This window comes from Paenibacillus massiliensis subsp. panacisoli DSM 21345 (genome assembly GCF_000426545.1).
GTDB classification, from domain to species: domain Bacteria; phylum Bacillota; class Bacilli; order Paenibacillales; family Paenibacillaceae; genus Paenibacillus; species Paenibacillus panacisoli.
In genome coordinates, this window is sequence record NZ_AUFO01000007.1 from 96,127 (window position 1) to 113,272 (window position 17,146).

At 48.9% G+C, this 17,146-nt stretch carries 11 protein-coding genes; 5 read left to right on the forward strand and 6 right to left on the reverse strand.

The window, feature by feature from the left end:
• Positions 1-20: 20 nt before the first annotated feature.
• The 4 genes from K331_RS0103620 to K331_RS0103635 all read right to left on the reverse strand — a co-directional run bounded on the left by K331_RS0103620 (position 21) and on the right by K331_RS0103635 (position 9,136).
• On the reverse strand, positions 21-1,301 hold the full coding sequence (locus tag K331_RS0103620; RefSeq protein WP_028589225.1) for a vWA domain-containing protein: 1,281 nt from the start codon (positions 1,299-1,301) through the stop codon (positions 21-23).
• Positions 1,302-1,346: 45 nt separating this feature from the next.
• Positions 1,347-3,824: a hypothetical protein gene (locus K331_RS0103625; protein WP_028589226.1), complete on the reverse strand. Its 2,478-nt coding sequence runs from the start codon at positions 3,822-3,824 to the stop codon at positions 1,347-1,349.
• Between the two features lie 2 nt (positions 3,825-3,826).
• Positions 3,827-7,216 (reverse strand): tubulin-like doman-containing protein, encoded by a 3,390-nt coding sequence (locus tag K331_RS0103630; RefSeq protein WP_028589227.1) that lies wholly within the window; start codon positions 7,214-7,216, stop codon positions 3,827-3,829.
• A gap of 117 nt (positions 7,217-7,333) precedes the next feature.
• A complete protein-coding gene (locus tag K331_RS0103635) occupies positions 7,334-9,136 on the reverse strand; it encodes a vWA domain-containing protein (RefSeq protein WP_028589228.1) in 1,803 nt (600 codons plus the stop codon).
• Positions 9,137-9,528: 392 nt separating this feature from the next.
• On the opposite strand from K331_RS0103635, the gene K331_RS0103645 reads away from it, so the two are divergent.
• The 5 genes from K331_RS0103645 (at position 9,529) to K331_RS0103665 (ending at position 14,713) form a co-directional block, all read left to right on the forward strand.
• A complete protein-coding gene (locus K331_RS0103645; RefSeq protein WP_028589229.1) occupies positions 9,529-10,440 on the forward strand; it encodes a hypothetical protein in 912 nt (303 codons plus the stop codon).
• A 281-nt stretch (positions 10,441-10,721) separates the two neighbouring features.
• Complete coding sequence (locus tag K331_RS0103650) at positions 10,722-12,176, forward strand: spore germination protein (protein ID WP_028589230.1); 1,455 nt, start codon at positions 10,722-10,724, stop codon at positions 12,174-12,176.
• Positions 12,173-13,336 (forward strand): Ger(x)C family spore germination protein, encoded by a 1,164-nt coding sequence (locus K331_RS0103655; protein ID WP_028589231.1) that lies wholly within the window; start codon positions 12,173-12,175, stop codon positions 13,334-13,336. The genes K331_RS0103650 and K331_RS0103655 overlap by 4 nt, the downstream gene beginning before the upstream one ends.
• Before the next feature lie 30 nt (positions 13,337-13,366).
• Positions 13,367-13,573 (forward strand): hypothetical protein, encoded by a 207-nt coding sequence (locus tag K331_RS28870; protein ID WP_018883196.1) that lies wholly within the window; start codon positions 13,367-13,369, stop codon positions 13,571-13,573.
• A 12-nt stretch (positions 13,574-13,585) separates the two neighbouring features.
• Positions 13,586-14,713, forward strand: coding sequence for a GerAB/ArcD/ProY family transporter (locus K331_RS0103665; protein ID WP_028589232.1), 1,128 nt, complete (start codon positions 13,586-13,588; stop codon positions 14,711-14,713).
• Positions 14,714-15,117: 404 nt separating this feature from the next.
• Here the strand turns inward: K331_RS0103665 and K331_RS0103675 are convergent, their stop codons facing one another.
• Both K331_RS0103675 and K331_RS0103680 read right to left on the reverse strand, forming a co-directional pair.
• Entirely contained in the window at positions 15,118-16,221 is a 1,104-nt protein-coding gene (locus K331_RS0103675) for a toxic anion resistance protein (RefSeq protein ID WP_028589233.1), read from the reverse strand.
• Between the two features lie 11 nt (positions 16,222-16,232).
• Positions 16,233-17,003 carry a hypothetical protein gene (locus K331_RS0103680; protein WP_028589234.1) on the reverse strand — a complete coding sequence of 257 codons (771 nt, stop codon included), beginning with the start codon at positions 17,001-17,003 and terminating at the stop codon, positions 16,233-16,235.
• Positions 17,004-17,146 lie beyond the last annotated feature (143 nt).

A 17,146-nucleotide genomic window follows, 5' to 3' on the forward strand; every position in this document is an offset into this window, starting at 1 on the left:
TATCATCGGGCCTTTCGTCATTAGAATCCTCTGTTTCTTCTGCCCCGGGCTGGACGTTCCTCTTCCTCACCTCTACCTGTTCTGCGACCAGGTGCATGACCAGAATTGCGGCGCGTACTCTCGCTAACCGGAAGGACGAACATGAACAGCGCAAGAATACCTGAGAGCAACAACATCGCTGCTAGACGAATCAGAGAGTCACCAATAGCCGAGCCAGACAGTCCCTGCTCTAGCACCAGTCCGGCTAGCACACCGCCGACACCACCCCCAATCGCAAAATTGCGGGCAAGGAAGCGGTTGTCAAACACAAGCCCCAGCGCGAGTCCCAGCACCACACCCACAATAACAAGCGCTACAACACGATAAATGGCGAGGAAGGTGTTCATCTCCAGCTGTCCGCTACGTTCCGTGACAAGAGTACGGTCCCCGACGCTGCGCTCAAATATTTCGCTAAACACAGCAGATAACGTATCTGCTCTGGCTACATCGGTATAGGTACCACCAGTAGTCTGGGCGATATTCTGCAGCAAGGCTACACCAGACGGCTCGGTCAGCGCTAGACCAACCGTGTTGATGGCAATTCCACGCTCTGCATAGGGTGCCAGTACATTAGGTACATCCACAGCACTGTCACCGTCGGACAGCAGTATGACCATCGTACCAGCATCAGCATCTCCCTGCTCCTGAATATGGAGTAGTGCCTCGGAGAGAGCAAGCCCGATATCCGTACCTGCTGTCGTATCGACAATTTCGTCAAGCTTGGTGTTCACAGCCTGCTTCTGCGCATCCGTCCCTACCTCAGTGAGAGGCTGCAATATGGTCGCACCTACGTTAAAAAGGATGACGCCCACTCGATTGCGACGATCCATCTGCTCCACCAGATTTTTGGCTGCCTGCAGCCGTTGGCGGTCTGGGTCAGTGACCATCATGCTCCCCGAGTTATCAATGACGAGCACAATGTCCCGGACCTGTCTGCTTCCGGACGGATTGAACTGATGCCCCCATTCCAGTAAAGTACCTGCACCGAACAGAAGCACAAGGGTAGCGGGCACCAGCCATTTCCAGGACACATCCGAATATCGTTGCTTCCAGGATACTCCGTTCAGCTTAGGGGTGATTAGCTCAGCCAGCAAGCAGGCTAGCCCTATAGCGAGTGCCATGATTCCGAAATACAGTCCGATCACAATGATTCTCGGCCAGGTGTCCAGCAGCTGGTGCAGGACTATTTCGCCGAGAATGAAGCCAATGCCTCCACCCAGCAGACTGAACAGCAGAAGGAGTGGATTAAATTTACGCTGCATAGATGTTCATGCTCCCTTTCTACCTTGGATTATATCGGGGTGAGATCAGCGAAGCTCAGGCAACACCTGTGGGTCCAGCCCATGCAGGCGATAGCCGTTAGCAGTGTAGGTCTCATAGTAAGTACGTCCATTACGATAGACCAGTATATCTTCGATCTGGAAGCCTCCCATCAAATGAAGCTTCTCCACTCCGCTGCTGCGGGTCATATGCACAAATCCCAGCTTATACATACGAGCATCATGGTCATACTTCATGGCATACGGCAAAAATTCACCCTCATAGTCCCCAAAAAAATATTTTTCCTCGTAACGGTGTTCGTGGGTGTAATCGAGCAAGCGAATATGCACTGTCGCGCCTTCCTCCAGCGTATGGTAGAGCTCCTTGAATAGCTGATCCTTCGAGACGATCTGCCGATTCTCGTATGCAGAGGCTACATTGGCTCTTAGAAGAAGCTCCTCCTCGAAGGTCTGCCGGAACGGAGCCGCAGTCAGAATAAGCGATTGACATGTGTGGATCAACCGCTCCAGAAGTGCTGGACTCTCCAGTGTAACCAGAGAGAATTTACTTCCCATATGGCGATCCGAGAAAAGTACATCCTGTCCCCGCTTGCTCTCCAGTTCATCAAGCACCTCCGCCGTCACCTTCGCATAATATTCCAGCACATTCTGTCCTGTATATTGGTCAGCTCGCCGCAGGTGCTCCGTGGCTTGCGTCTGCAGCTGCTGCTCGATATCACTCAGCCGATCAAGCTGTGCCTGAACACGACCATGGAGGCGTTCAAACGCGGCCTCACAGGTGCGGAGCAGGTCTGTATACATCTGTAGCTCCAGCAGCTCCAGCTTACGGCCATAGACCTGTTCTGCAACATATCGAATGAAATTCCTGACATTCGGCTTATCCAGCAGAGGTACTCGTGGGAAGGACAACTCCTCAACCGTCTGGTTATATAGCTGTTCAAGGCTCGCTACCAGCTCTGTGCGCTCATTCGTATAGTCACGAATTAGACCTCTTACGGCTGTCAGCACATTTCCAGGCTGATCCTCATCCGTCCAGGACAATATCTCATACAGCCCAATCTCCGGATGACGTGTCTCCTGCTCCTTCAACAGCTGCTGAAGCCACTGGTCTGCATCGAAAGAGCTCACACGTTGCTTCGCAGGCAACTCAGCATGCTCGCGGAAGAAGTCCCCACAGGCTTCGCCGAACAGCGACGCCTCGGCATCTCTTAGCGTCATGCGGCGGAGCGCTGAGAAGCTGGCACCACTCGTCATCAAGCCCGTCATATCTCCAAGAAATTCAGCTTGAGGCAGCAGTGGACTCATCCAGCTCTCCCTCCCGGTTGAGTCCAGTTGGAAGAAGGACAGCTTATCCTTCGGACTCCATGCGATCTCGCTCCTCATTCGGCTCAGAAGCTGCTTGTAGAACTGATATAACACGGTGAGGGCAATCGGTTCGTTTGGACGTTTTACCTTTCCCAGACCAGCAGAAACGTAGACTGGACGCCCTGTTTCTGTACCCATATTATTCTTGAAGGATGTGTTGTTATAGCCGCCTTCCTGTGGCCAACGCTCAGAGGTACCATAGTCGTCCATAGCGCTTCCCCTGGAAGCCTGCAGACGGTTCTTCAGCAGCTGAATATGACAGATGAGCTCACTGTTCTCCCGCAGGCTGTCAGGTACAATCCTTCCTCGTTCATCCTTATCGGATAGCAGGTAGACCAGATCGAATAGGGGAGCTGGACCATGTTTTACCTTGATACCGAGTCGATCCTCAGTCATATGAAGTGTGGCTGTGAGCTGATATCCCGGGTCCTGCATATGGTCGAGTTCACGAAGGAATGCTACATTCAAGGCACTGCTGTACCCATAATTTTCTTGTGTTCCCTCATGCAGTAGCGCATACAGATCCATCTGGACTGACTTGAAGGATTGAGCCAGCAAATATTCGGATAGCAGTGTGATCTCGGGTACGAGTACATTCAACGGATCATCACCGACAGTAATGACAGTGAGATGGACCCGATCAAAAGAGGAATATAATCGTCCATATTCCGCCAATTGAAGACTAGCCCGTCGAAGACAGCCATTCAGTCCGATCAGACCCTCTTCGTCCGCGTAGAAGTCCCGGTACAGATCACTTCGCGCATAGCGGGGATTGGTAACCTCGGTATGCAAAGACAGGTGCTTATCCCCATGAACATCCTGTCGTGTATCATTCATTCTCTTCTCATCTTCTCTAGGATCTGCAGCCTGCTTATAAGGCCTGATCTGATGGGTGATCACTCTGGAATGCCCTTTTGAGACGTCCGTCCCGGAGTGAACATGAATATAGGTGACACCGGCACTGTTATCCCACTTGCGGTCATTCATGTCCATGACATGGCTAATGGCAGAGCCTGCATGGTCGCCAATAAAGAGAAACACAGCGGGGTAATGGATGCTGCTGCGTCCATCCCCACTGCCAATGAATTGGTCTTCCGCTGCCGCGTAGGACACCGCGAACTGCTCCAGCTTATCTCTCATTTCTACTTCAGCCTTCTACGAATGTCGTTTAGTTTGCTTGCCATTTGCTTGTAGAAGGAGTATAGCTCTTCTCCATTCGCATGCTCCACGCGCTCATATTCCAACTGATCTCTTGCTTCCATGAATAGGGTGACGAGGCTCTCCAGCTTATCCAGCAGAGGCGCGATATCCTCCGAAGATGTCAGCTCATTGTCCCGTCGGTCCGCCTTGCGCATCAATGCTGCACGGCTCTTCTCATCCAGTTCCCGGAAGTGCGTATACACATCGTATTCCACATAATGACGGCTCTTCAGGACATTGGCGAACGGCTCCCACGCCTCCTCCTCTGGATCACGGTCATATACGTAGAGAGCACCTTTTTTAGTAATAGTATCCGTATACAGTGCCTGGATGAATTGATCAAGCCGCTGCTCTTCATCCTGGTGCTTACCCAGCATACTCTCCAGCTCTGTCAGCTTAGCCTGCAGCTGCGCATACTTTGCAAGCTCCTCACGGAGCACACGAATCAGCTCTGGCGTGCGGATCAGGTTTTCTTTCCCCAGCTCCTCGTTAATACTGCCGAAGATATCCTTCGCTCCAGCCTGCTCCATTCCTCCGGCAAGCAGTCGCTTCAATTCATTGGTGGCACGCTTAACCTCTCCCAGATTCGGCTTGGAGGCGTCTAGCTGCATATCATAAGCAGACAAGATTCTGTCCACATCGAGAGCACCTGTGCGAATGACTTCATATCGACTGCTGGTGTTGCTCTCGTCTCCCTTCATTCGAATAGCTCCCAAGGTCAGACCACGCTCAAAATCACTTCGAACATTAGCGTTGAAAGCCTGCACCCGAGGGTTCACATACGTATCCCCCCAAGACTTCTCCGGGATCGGCGAAGGCAAGTTCGTCCAGTTATTACGACCAGTCTGCACAAGATGTCGTCCAATTCCTTCTCGGTCCAGAATCGTACGCTCATAGCTCTCCTCGTATACCTTCAGTGGTGTATATACGAAGAGTGGTACGCCGTTACGGGTGTTCAGCCAGAAGATGCGATTCTTGACCTCACTTTCCTTAATCGTGAAGTGCGATTTTCCGATCGCATTATTCTGATAATTCCGAATCCCCTTCAGGATGCTTGGTGCCTGTACAGGGACGGACACGAAGCCCCATGATGGAAAGTACAGATTTCCTGCACTGTTGCTTAGGTGGAACACCGGCACTGCTTCCTCGTCAAGCTTGCTCGCAATATGACGCTCTACGAACTTCTCAATGGCCTCATCCTGCCCGTATTTCATGACGAGGAAGTCTTCCATGGAACGCGTGATGAGATCGCCGAACTTCTCTGTCAGGAACTCCGAAATTGAGGTGACGATGTCGATATCCTGCTCCTTCACCCAACGATCGGAATTCTCCAGCAGGGCATGGGCAAAATCACGAATCAGATCGTCGCCATCCCTCTTCTCCAGCATGCCAGAGACGACCGTCTCGATATCAGGAACGCTAACAAGATTCCAGTAGTAGGTCTTGTTGCCTCTATGATCCTCCTGCTCGGCACCGTTCACGAGAAGGTCACCATTCTTCGAGAAGATACCGCTAAGAGCATTAAGCACTTCTGTATACACATGATAAATGCGATTGTTCTCCTGATTCAGCAGATCATACAGGTCCTCGTAAAATTCGATCAACTGCTCCGTACGCTCAATATCTGCGTGCAGCCAGTATTCATTGATTTTCGCTTCAATATAAGCATTCTTCTTCTTATCCTTGGATACGAAAGCACTCTTCGCATCCCCCATCTTCTCCTCGGCCTGCTCCCTGGCCGCCTCGATATCCCGAGGAATCCGATGCAGACTATCCTTCAGTGCCTCAATGTACGATAGAAGCATTTTGAGCAGACAGAAGCCCTTCTCCGTGTAAATAAGTCTAGATACGTAGAATGGCCCCTGCTCTGGATGCAGGAACATTCGGCGAATCTGATCGGTGAATTGACCGACGATCTCACCTGGTAGCTGCTTCTTCGCCTTAATGTATTCCTCACGCGCCCGATTCAGGAATGTCTGCTCCAGCTCGGTATCCATGTTCACGACCTGCATTTTGATCACATTGGCGTAGCTAAGACGCTCACTGTTCTCAAATCCAGGTAATGGCTCTGGCACACGGGATTCGAAATTCTTGATCATACTGTCCAGATCGACGCCAAGCTTACGGGCGAACTTTTCGACCTCCTCCTGCCCCGGTGCTTTCTCGAACATCTTGCCCATTTTTTCGAACAGGCGATAGGCCAGATAGGTCGTCATCTCTTCCACCGGAAGCACAGCTGAAGACGCTCCGATGATGTTGTACTCGTAATTCGCAGGATAGGCCCGATTCATCTGGGCAATGTTGGTACGGATGTTGCTGATATAGTCATGGATGGCGAACTCCTCGCCAGATTGCTTTTCTTCACTTGCCATAAAGTTCGTGATATTCTCAGCTGTAACGTTCATGCAGTAATCGTAGGCATTCTCAAGCAGCTTGCCCTCGGTATTCGTCGCTGAGATCAGATGACACAGATTGAACGGCGGCAATGGCGAGTTAACGTTTAGGATGTTGCCATATTGTTGACGGAACCGCTCACTGCGATTGTCCACGTTCATCCAATAATCAAGCTCCTTGAGCGCTGCGTATCCATTCTTCTTGATGTATTCACGGGTATGCTCACTCAAGCTCTTATTCGAGAGATTGACATCAGGCGTGAACAGATAACCAAGTGTATTAACGCGGTCAATCCCTGCTGATCCATAATCACGCTCAATAAGCCCACGTACAATGTAAGAAATATCCAGGAAAGTACCGCTTCCAGTACCACCAGATAGACCTGACAGCAGGAACACCATGAGCTTCTTGTTGGTGCCGACAGATAATGTCTTGATCTTCTTGTCGATGCTCTGCACGACCTGATTAATCTTGGTGAACAGCAGTAAACGCCCTGCCTGACGTACACCCGCCGCACCGTTCATACCATCCGTAATGCTTAGCTCTGGTGAGAGCCAGTCTGTAATATAAGGCTCCAGAATGCTGCGATTTTGCAGCAGACCGCCGATCTCTGCATTGGAGAGCAGCACGAACTCATTGTTCGGGTCCAAGCCGATGCCTCTATATTTTTTATTCCTGTCCTGTTCATTCGTCTCGAAGGCGAGGAACTCTACATTGTCTGGCTTATCATGCTTTTTCTTGGACAAGGGATCTTCTGGCAGCTTGAATCTGCGGTTGATCTGATATTTCAATCTCAGCAGAGCATCAATTCCTGTCCCGCCAAGACCGATAATAAGAATAGGGTTATCAATCGTATCTACTCTAATCTTCTCACTAACAATCCCTCCGCCCAGTGATACATCCAATTGCTGTATGTGTTCTCTGACTACTGGTTTCATTTGGATTCCCCCTGATTCCTGTAATAATCCGATGAATATACTTTATATTCTATTATTCTGATTCATTGCTTTTTAATCTGATCGTTGTTTCTTTTCAATTACTGTTTCTTAATTCAATTAACGGCTAGTGGACAAATACTCCAGCAAGATCGTCTTCCCTACACTTCCCAATGGTACGGTAATCCGATCATTGTGCCCCAGTTCGATGCCCTGTGCAGCCTGAACGGCCCGCCCGGACTTCTCAATCGGGATTGCCCCAGTGGAACGGACAGCGAGCTTATCATTACGGCCTGGAGTAAACACGATCTGAGCTGACTCTGCCAGCTCCGGGGCCAATTGCAGCAATTGATGCAGTGTGAATTTTCCGCGGAAGCCCGTCAGCTTTTTGTACTGGGGATATGACTTCTCACCCGTATTGTCATCCTGAATCTCAACTACAAGCTGCCCGACAAAGCCCTTGCCTGACTTCTGCACATATTTCCAGAGGAAGTATGCGGCCGCAAGTACGATCAGCAGTCCAGCCCCCCCAAGGATTGCAGGCAGCAGCAAGCCAGCCCTGGACTCTTCAGCTGGAACCGTTGATGAGCCTGATCCCGGAGCTCCACTTACTCCAGAACCGTTGATGGTTATCGTCGCTGATTCACGGTAGAAGCTCTTCTCCTCTGCCCGTACAGTCAATTCATAGTCGTGGGCCTCTGGCAGCTGGAATTGTCCTGCAAAATGATCCCCTTCATTGTTAAGGTCAATGGAACTGTCCGCTCCTGTATTCACATCATGCACAAGCAGCTTGGCGGTCATATTCGCATACAGGCTTTGGTCCTGAAGTCGCTGGTTGTTGCTGCTCAGGAAGGTCTGAATGTCAATGCTGTCTCCTTTGGAGTAGCTCTGCGCAGGAATGTCCGCCAATGTGAGCTGCAGATCATAGTTGAATATCAGGTTAATATCAATTTGATCCTGCTTTACTCCTTTGATCTGCAGCGTCCAGTCTCCCTCCTCTGGCTTGAGCAGCTTCAATAAAGAATAGCTCTTCGACGATGAGAGCAGAATATCGTCTGCCGGTATTGTGCGGGTCTGACCACTTGGATCGATCAGGCGAGCATCGACTGGCTGCGATGAAGTAATCGAGATATTAGCCTCCATTACACTGTCATTGGGGACGTGAATCTTGACGTCCTGGTAATCACCGTTACCCGTGATTGAATCGACTGGCACGACATTCAGGTTGAGGTTACTCGCAAAAATCTGGCTTAGAATATCTGGCAGATCCTCAGCAGAGTCCGTAATAAATGACTTACCACCAGATTGCTCTGCAATATCGGCTAGTCGATCCTTGTTCAGCTTGCCATCGGCATTCAATCCAATCGTGTAGATGGGGATTCCTGCAGCTGTTGCCTCCGCGACTGCCTGCTTCATATCCTGATCGGCCTGAGTATCCGTTCTTCCCGTGCGGGGATTGAAATCATTGTTACCGTCAGCCAGCAGAACAATCATCGGCGCATGCCCTGGCTCGGCACCATCCTTGAGCAGCTGCATCGCTTCACGAACACCTACAGAAGTATCTGTATATGCTCCACGGTTCAGACCGTCTATGAAGCTCTTCAGCTCCTCCTTGTCCTCCTGCGATTGAATTGTTAACAGCGCCTTCTCACGCTGGATAACATCGGTATAGGAGACGATGCCCACCTTGTCCCCACCCGTCGATAGCATGTCTACGAACATCTTCATCGCTTCGTTTCCAATCTTCTCCGGATCACTGGTGTTCATGGAATTGCTCACATCCACGACCAGCACTGCGTCAACGCGGGAGGCCGAGCTTGAATTCGCTGCTCGTGCAGGTTGGGCTATGAGGCCAGTTAGCAGAAGCACTACCATCCAGGCAGCCATCAGACTCCATATCGTATGTTTCATTTTTTCTCTCATGACTTGTTCCCCTTCACTTGTAGAACTTTGATACGTCCTCTAAGATGTACTCTATTGGTCTTCCATTAAATCTTTCTGAAAATGTGATGAAAAAATGCTGAAATATCTAAAATAGAGGTCCGCCTTTTGTTACAGGAGGCAACAGCGAATTTTACCAATATCCTGCAACAATGATATAATTATACCCTGATAAGTGCAAACATCTATGAATATTCTGTCATAAAATTGGAAAAGAAAGAGGACCCATATGATCTCATACGGATGTATCGCGATAATGTTTCTTTTTGTCGTCGCGAAAATCATAACTTACTATTTACATAAGAGACGTGCACCATCTTACGAGCAGATTGACAAAGAGCTGCTTACCGCTTTGAACAGCAGGAATGAACGCTATGAATAAACACAAGCAGCCTGTGCAGTTCAGGCCATTTCAGCGCGCAAGATATGCATACGATAAGCTTAAGGTCTGTCGGCGCTGCGACAGCGTTACTGCCTTGCCACGAGAAGCCTGTGCTTCATGTGGACGCCGTCGACTCGTTCATTTCATGGTCGTAGCTAACAGCAAGACGAACTGGTACTACCGGCGGGATCTGATATTCGCATTACTGTTGCTCGCTGCAGCGGTCTTTCTTGCCCCCGACTCCCTTAGTCGCGTCCTGTTCCTTGCAGGAGGCATCATCATGCTCCTCATCTTGTGGAGCTTGCAGCGTAAGCTGTATCCCTGGGAGCTGAAGCGACAGCTCCGGCGTACCTTCAAGCATCGTATCCAGTCCATTGAAGAAGGACTTGCCTATGATCGGGAGGAAGCTGCCAGCATCAGACCGGATGACGAACAGCGTGCTTACGAAATGCTTCGTGAAATCGCTGTGCTGAAGCGTGATGATCGCATTCGTCTTCAGCAGCTTGCCTTGCTGCAATCCTTTATTCTCCGCAAGGATATGGATCTCGAACTTGACTCACTGCTGCTAAGAAGCTTCGATCCGGTCCTGGTCGATTATATTGGCGAGATCGCAAAAATCAAACGGGAGCTGATCCGAAGCCGAACCTTGCTCTATGTAACCTTCTATGAGAGAAGAATATTGGAGCTTCCTGGTGGACGCGCTGTCCTGGTAGCAGTAGCCGCTGCAGCTGTAGGCAAGAAGAAATTTGTTGCTGAGCATGCAGACTTCATCTGTCGTTATGCAGCAGACCTCCCCGAGGATCGCTTCAAGCGTCTTCATCGGATCATAACGAGCAATCGCTCGACTCCTTTCGGTGACCTTATGGATGAGGTGGTTCGGATCCACAAGCTGAGGAGCTATTGATTGGGATATCATGATAGCTCCTATATATCTCCTGTAGCAGCTGGAACCCCCTTTTAATAAAGACGTCACAGGCAAGCCTCACCCCTGCAAAGTTCACCTATCCCCCATATCAAGATTACAAAGAACCCGGTTCATCAAGGAGATTCCTTGATGAACCGGGTTCTTTTTTTGTCCTGTGAAGACAATCTCTATCGATTATGGAGAATAAAACCTGTATTCCGGCACACCCTAACACCATCAACATCATTTCTATCTTTCAGATGGGAGGGTGCTCTTACATTATGAATAAATCGAACCTGCTGCTGCAAGAGGTGCTTTCCAATCTCCAAGGCTGCTCGGATCTCATTATCCAGCCCTTCCAATTAGGTAGCCTGCCTTGCAAATTGCTATACATCGCCTCCATAACGAATACGCAGCTACTCAGAGAAGCTGTAACCAAGCCGCTGCTGGAGGAAGCAACCCGTCTGCAGACAGACGAGCAGCTTTTGAACCGCATCCAGGATGAGGCTTTCTTCACCATATCTAATAAGACAGCTTCCACAGCCAAAGACGTGACCGATGCGATTGTAGCTGGTGAAGCTGCATTATATGTAGCTGGACAGCCACACATGCGCTTGTTCGAGCTGAAGCAGTATCAGAGTAGATCCGTACCTGAATCCACTAACGAAGTTGTCGTTATTGGACCCCAGCAGGCTTTTGTAGAGGATATTCAGGTGAATATGTCACTGCTGCGTCATATCATCAAGCACCCCAAGCTCAAGACTGTAAAGTATGAGATTGGACGTTACACACGAACGACGATTTATTTGACCTACATTGAAGGACTGTGCAAGCCAGAGGTGCTGAAGGAAATTACCGAGAAAATGGATTCCTTCGATATGGATAGTGTGCTTAGCATCAATTACTTGGCCGAATACATGGCTGGCACCCCGTACTCCCCTTTCCCGCAGAGTCAGTTCTCAGAACGCCCGGATTCTGTTGCTTCCGCCCTTATGGAAGGCAGGGTTGCCATTTTGCAGGATGGTACTCCTTTTACGCTGCTTCTGCCTACGACTTTTTTCGCCATGATGCAGTCTGCCGAGGACTACTACCAGGGCTTCTATCCTGCCTCCTGGATTCGACTAGTCCGGCTCCTGTTCTCCATCATGTCCTTGCTCTTGCCTTCGATGTATGTAGCTATGACGACCTTCCATCCGGAAATCATACCGACAAGCCTCCTGCTTACAATCGCAAGTGCACGGGAGAATATTCCTTTTCCAGCTCTCATTGAGGCCTTGATCATGGAACTCACCTTTGAAGGGCTGCGGGAGGCCGGTATACGGATTCCCAAGCCGCTCGGACAGACTGTATCGATTATCGGCGGGATTGTCATTGGTCAAGCCGCTGTACAGGCGGGGATCGTATCCGCCCCTATGGTCATCGTCGTGTCTATTACAGGGATTGCATCCTTCATTATCCCTCACTTTGAACTTAGCCTGACACTGCGTCTGCTGCGCTTTCCGATCCTGATCCTCGGGGGAACGCTTGGACTAATCGGCATTGTGATGTCACTATTCATTACCTACTGGTACATGGTGAATCTTCGGTCATTTGGCATACCTTATATGCAGCCGCTTGCCCCCTTCGTGTTTCAGGATCTTAAGGATACGCTCTTGCGGGTACCCTGGTTCGATATGAAGCGACGGCCAAGCTCGTTTACGAATACCAATCAATTGAAAAGGCGGAGCTCCAAATGAACCCCTTAGTCTTTGTTCGCTCACTTCTGATGGTCACTCTTCTGTTCATGTGCAGTCTCCTCACGGGGTGCTCCTCCAAGGTAGAGATCAACGAACGAGCTTTTGTGAGCTCTATCTATGTGGACAAAGCTGAGAAACCAGGCGAGGTTGAGCTCACGATTAGCGTCCCGCTTCCGAACCGCATGGCTGGTGAGAACACTGGTGGTGGTGGAGGCGGAGGCCGACCGTATGCCGTGTTCACCAAGACGGGCACATCTCTTACGGATGCTGCCGAGAAGCTGCAGACGGATCTGACCCGAAAGCTGTCCTGGGGACATGCACGAGTAGTTGTCTTCGGTCGTGAATACGCACAGGCTGGAATCGGAGATACGATTGAGTGGCTTTTCAGAGAACCGTTATTTCACATTAACAGCTATATTTTTGTAGCACCAGGTAAAGCAAAAGATATCACGTCGCTAACCCCTGTGGCGGAGACGACTCCGGGTGAGGTCCTACGAGAATTTGCCAACCAACGCAATCTGCTGCAGACCCAGATACGGGATGTGCTGATGGCTGAGGCTGACAATCAAGGCTTTGTCGTCTCCTTGCTGAATATGCAGAACGAAAAGATGATTAGTGAAAATAATGAAAACATGAATTGGGTAGGTCTGCAGGGTGCGGCCATGTTCAAGAACATGAAGATGGTTGGGGAGCTGGATCTGGATGAAGCTCGTGTTATCGCCTGGACAAGAAATAATCTCAAAACAGCCTCCATTACCATTGTGAATAAGAAGGAAAAGGCAAGTGTCTCTCTGTACGCGATCAAAAGCGATCTAAAAGCTCATATGTCGCAAGGAAAGCCGGTATTTAGCATCCACCTTTCGGCCAAGGGTCAGCTCCGTAGTATTTATCCACCGCATAAGGCCGAAGAGATCAGACGAATTCAGCAGATTGAGAAGGAGCTTGAAACTCATGTAAATGATCTGCTATTGTCCGCGCTTCATAAGGCCCGAGCCCATGAAGCCGACATAATAATGTCAGGCTATCGACTGGAGTGGAAATATCCCCATATTTGGGACAAGCTGCGGCCCCATTGGGCACAGCATTTCAAGGAAGACATACAGTTCAAGGTTATATCCGATATTAGCATTCAATACTTCGGGTCAGAGTTCCGTACCTAGCCTGAATTGCCAACAGGGAGGATGAAATGGATGATCGTTATCCTGCTATATTCGGCGCTCGCATTAATGGAATGGAAGTTTATCGACAAACGGGACAAAAAGGACCACTACATGTTCATCATCCTGTTCTGTCTGTTTGTAATCTGGTGCGGTATGGCCAACTATGTGGATAAATGGCCACAGCCTAACAGCATCATCATGATGCTATTAGGCTGGATCGACGTACTCCTCAAATAAGGTGGGAGATCTATGAAAGTTAACAATTGGCAGATCTATCGTTTTGCGTTCGTGTACCTTTACTCACAAAATGTTGCATTTCTACTGCCCAGGTTATTTGGAATGAGCAACTACTATGGCTGGATCGCCCTGCTCGGGGGATATACAATATCCGGCTTCTTCCTGCTCCTTACCGTTAAGCTCGGGAGACTATATCCAGATAAGCCATTTCAGGAATTCGGCGCTCGTATTATTGGCAAATGGCCGCATAAGGCTGTGCTTGCCTTCATCACCTTATACACCCTGGCACTTATCGGTATAGATGTGGAGAATTTTATCGTATTTCTTCACTCGATGTACATGCCGGATACACCAGTCTGGATTACCATAATGCTCACTGTACTATGTATTTCGTTAGCTGGACGCTCAGGGCTACTTACGATTGTATACATGGCTGAGGGCATTTTCCTTCTGCAATTGTTTACGACGGCTACTACCGTTCCTCCGACGATCAGTCAGGGGAATTATGATGTCCTAGTATCCATGATCACCAACCATGACTGGAAGCAAATAATAGTTCATTCCAGTATGACCGTGGCTTGGTTCACGGAATGGATCGTTATGCTTTTTCTGGTGCCGACATATAGCTTCAATCGCAGAACGATGCGGTATTTGTTCTTTGCCGGATTTACGGTGGTGCTGCTGGTGATAATGTACTGGATGATTTGCCTCATAAATTTTGGGCCATATTTATCCGCACAGCTACGTTATCCCTTGCTTGAGCTGATCAGATATGTAAGATTCGGGGATTTTCTGGACAATCTCGACCCAGTGCTCATTTCCGTCTGGTCTACAACGATGTTCATTCGAAGCTCCTTCTTAATGTATGTGTGCTCCAACTGCGTCAAAGAGATCTTCAATATCAACAAGCGTCGTATGCTTACCTTCATGATCGGAGGCACCGTAGCCATCACCGCTCTCCAGTATTCACGAGATCCGTCCAGTTATGAAATGGCACTTCGCTCGTATGCTCTGTACTTCAATGCGATCATTATCAATGCATTGCCACTACTGTATCTGCTCGTGCACCGTATCCGGTTCGGGAGACAGCAGCCTGAGGAGAACGGTACGTCAGCCGACCAGCATAACAAAACGGCCTGAGTCTTGATGTGACATCAAGTCCAGGCCGTTCTTCATGAGTATAACTCGCTGATACATCCTGCATATCCCCCATCACTACCCATCAACTACCCGTCAGCTTCACTATCGGCCACCTATACCCTAACAGACTGCTTTACACAAATGATCATCATTGTTCATTTAATTCAGCAATAGATTCAGCTTTTTCACTACTTGCTACTATAATCACAACCAGGACAATCCCCGCTATTACGGTAGTTAACATACGTATACCTCTCTCCTCAGAACAGATGTATTCCAATTCTTACGAGATTGTATGCATAGGAATCAGATGTATGTTATTCTCCCCGGAAATCTCCTTCGTAAACTTTATAAAAGAAAAAGACACCTCATATCAGGAGGTGCCTTCTGTTAAAGTTATGAAATTAGTCCAAAAAGGAACTTAGTGCGTTGCGATCTGCACTGCCTGTATTTTGAATAGCTGGCCCCTTAGAACCCTCTAAACCAAGACGCTCACTCATCTTCGCATTCAAAGCGGTCATCTTGGTTGTATAGTCATTACAGCTCTCAATGATACGACGGTTGGACTGCTCTGACGAATCCAATGCAGACATCAGATCGCCAATTGCCTGATTGACAGCTTCAATAGACATAGCTGGTTTGGACATCAGCTCGTTTGTACGCTCTGTGGTTGTGCGCAGCAATCTTGCATTTTCCTTAAACTGATCTTCAATAGTCTTGTTTGTGGCTTCGACTGCAGAGATGACCTTCTCCTGATCGTTCAAGGCCATAGCAATCATAGCAGATACTGTGATCAGGTTCGCTGTCTTATCAATCGCATTGTTCACAGAGTCGATCAGCTTGTCATTGTTATCATTAATGATATCTGTTGCAGCAATCGCTTGATTATATAGCATAATCATCTCGGTCATTGATTGAATGCGGCTCACCACCTTACGTAGTCCGCGTTCAAGATGGGGCTTCCGGTTCTCATTCTCTTGCTTGGCAATCTCAGCCTCGAACAGTGTCTTCAATTCGTTGCCGAAGGCAATCTTCGTCTGCAAATTATAAATCTCTTGAATGGAAGACCGCTTCAATTGACGCATATTCACAATGTTTTCTTGGAGATTATCCTTGCCATCCCGCAGGGCGTTAATGATGCTATCAATATTCTTACGCACTGATTGATAGCGATATACATAATTTTTAAGTGGGCTCTTGCGCAGAAGACGTCCGAATAAGCTGACATTTTTGCTTTGCTGAAGACTTTCACATTCGTCCCGTAGCTTCAGAATCATGTTGGATACTTCAGCGCGATTGCCGGACATCAGATCATTTACAGGACGGTCCAGTTGTTTCAGCGTCATTCCAGCACGCTCCTGGGTCTTGATGCCTAGACTTCCAATATCGTCCATCAGTGTATCTAGCTGAAACACATCACTTTGAGATACGCGCTGAATGAGTTGCGCCGCCTCCTGAGAAACTCGCTGCTCATCCTCTTGCTTTAATTGAATCCAATCCGTAGCCATCTCTATTCCTCCTATAATTCCGAGCTATTGTATCGCTGGTGAATGAGCTCCGCCTTACTTTGCAGCTCGATAAGGTCCTTATGCTCAATCGTAGACACGATTTCGGTAATCTTCGCATCTACATCCCTCAGACCATTAAGCAGTGTTCGCCGATTAGTCCGTTTAGCATCACCGCTAAGACGAAGGAACGGATTTATCAAGCTGTTCAAATCCTTGAGAATCAGCCTTCGTACCGTATGATTGACATCGCCGTTGTTCAAGGCATGCAAATCCGGTATGACACGCTGCAGCCGGGCAAACAGAGACAAAGACTTCTCCACAATCTCATTATCCAGCTCATTTTTTCTACCCTCGGAGATAACCATATCCTCAAGAACTTCAAGATAAGCAATAACAGGTCCAAATACAGGATCTTGCTCCGTTAGTGCATCCGGACGACTCATCTCCGGCGATTGCTGCGATTGTTGCTGTTGATTTTGTCGCTGATCTCCAATAGAGCTCTCACCAGAATGATATGAACCATCGAGATCGCTAGAGCTACCTGCACGGGGTGGCTGCATGTCCATACCGGCTTGCTCTTGTCTCAGACGTGACTCTCGACGCTGATTAGCATCTCTAGGCTCTGCCAGAGGTGCCCTCGTCGACGAAGGAATCATACTTCCTACCAAGGTAGCCAACGCCGGTATTGCCCAGGACACAAACTCAGGCATGAGAGGGCTGCTGATCGCCGCGACAACATACCCGATTAGAGCTCCCCATAAGATTTTAGTAGTTCTTAACATAGCTTGTCCTCCTGACTCTTACAACACCTAGAAGGGTAAACAACCGCTCTCCATAGCCATTCCTTACGCTAACAGATGTCTCACCCCGAAGTGTGTACTATCTGATATCTTAAGAAAACATGCAGAAGGTGTCAATCTATGGA

Excerpts from the sequence above, each read along its gene's own strand:
- K331_RS0103625 (WP_028589226.1), bottom strand. The coding sequence starts at position 3,824 with ATGAGAGATAAGCTGGAGCAGTTCGCGGTGTCCTACGCGGCAGCGGAA.
- K331_RS0103650 (WP_028589230.1), top strand. The coding sequence starts at position 10,722 with ATGAATAAATCGAACCTGCTGCTGCAAGAGGTGCTTTCCAATCTCCAA.
- K331_RS0103680 (WP_028589234.1), bottom strand. The coding sequence starts at position 17,003 with ATGTTAAGAACTACTAAAATCTTATGGGGAGCTCTAATCGGGTATGTT.
- K331_RS0103620 (WP_028589225.1), bottom strand. The coding sequence starts at position 1,301 with ATGCAGCGTAAATTTAATCCACTCCTTCTGCTGTTCAGTCTGCTGGGT.
- K331_RS28870 (WP_018883196.1), top strand. The coding sequence starts at position 13,367 with ATGATCGTTATCCTGCTATATTCGGCGCTCGCATTAATGGAATGGAAG.
- K331_RS0103665 (WP_028589232.1), top strand. The coding sequence starts at position 13,586 with ATGAAAGTTAACAATTGGCAGATCTATCGTTTTGCGTTCGTGTACCTT.
- K331_RS0103645 (WP_028589229.1), top strand. The coding sequence starts at position 9,529 with ATGAATAAACACAAGCAGCCTGTGCAGTTCAGGCCATTTCAGCGCGCA.
- K331_RS0103655 (WP_028589231.1), top strand. The coding sequence starts at position 12,173 with ATGAACCCCTTAGTCTTTGTTCGCTCACTTCTGATGGTCACTCTTCTG.
- K331_RS0103675 (WP_028589233.1), bottom strand. The coding sequence starts at position 16,221 with ATGGCTACGGATTGGATTCAATTAAAGCAAGAGGATGAGCAGCGAGTT.
- K331_RS0103635 (WP_028589228.1), bottom strand. The coding sequence starts at position 9,136 with ATGAGAGAAAAAATGAAACATACGATATGGAGTCTGATGGCTGCCTGG.
- K331_RS0103630 (WP_028589227.1), bottom strand. The coding sequence starts at position 7,216 with ATGAAACCAGTAGTCAGAGAACACATACAGCAATTGGATGTATCACTG.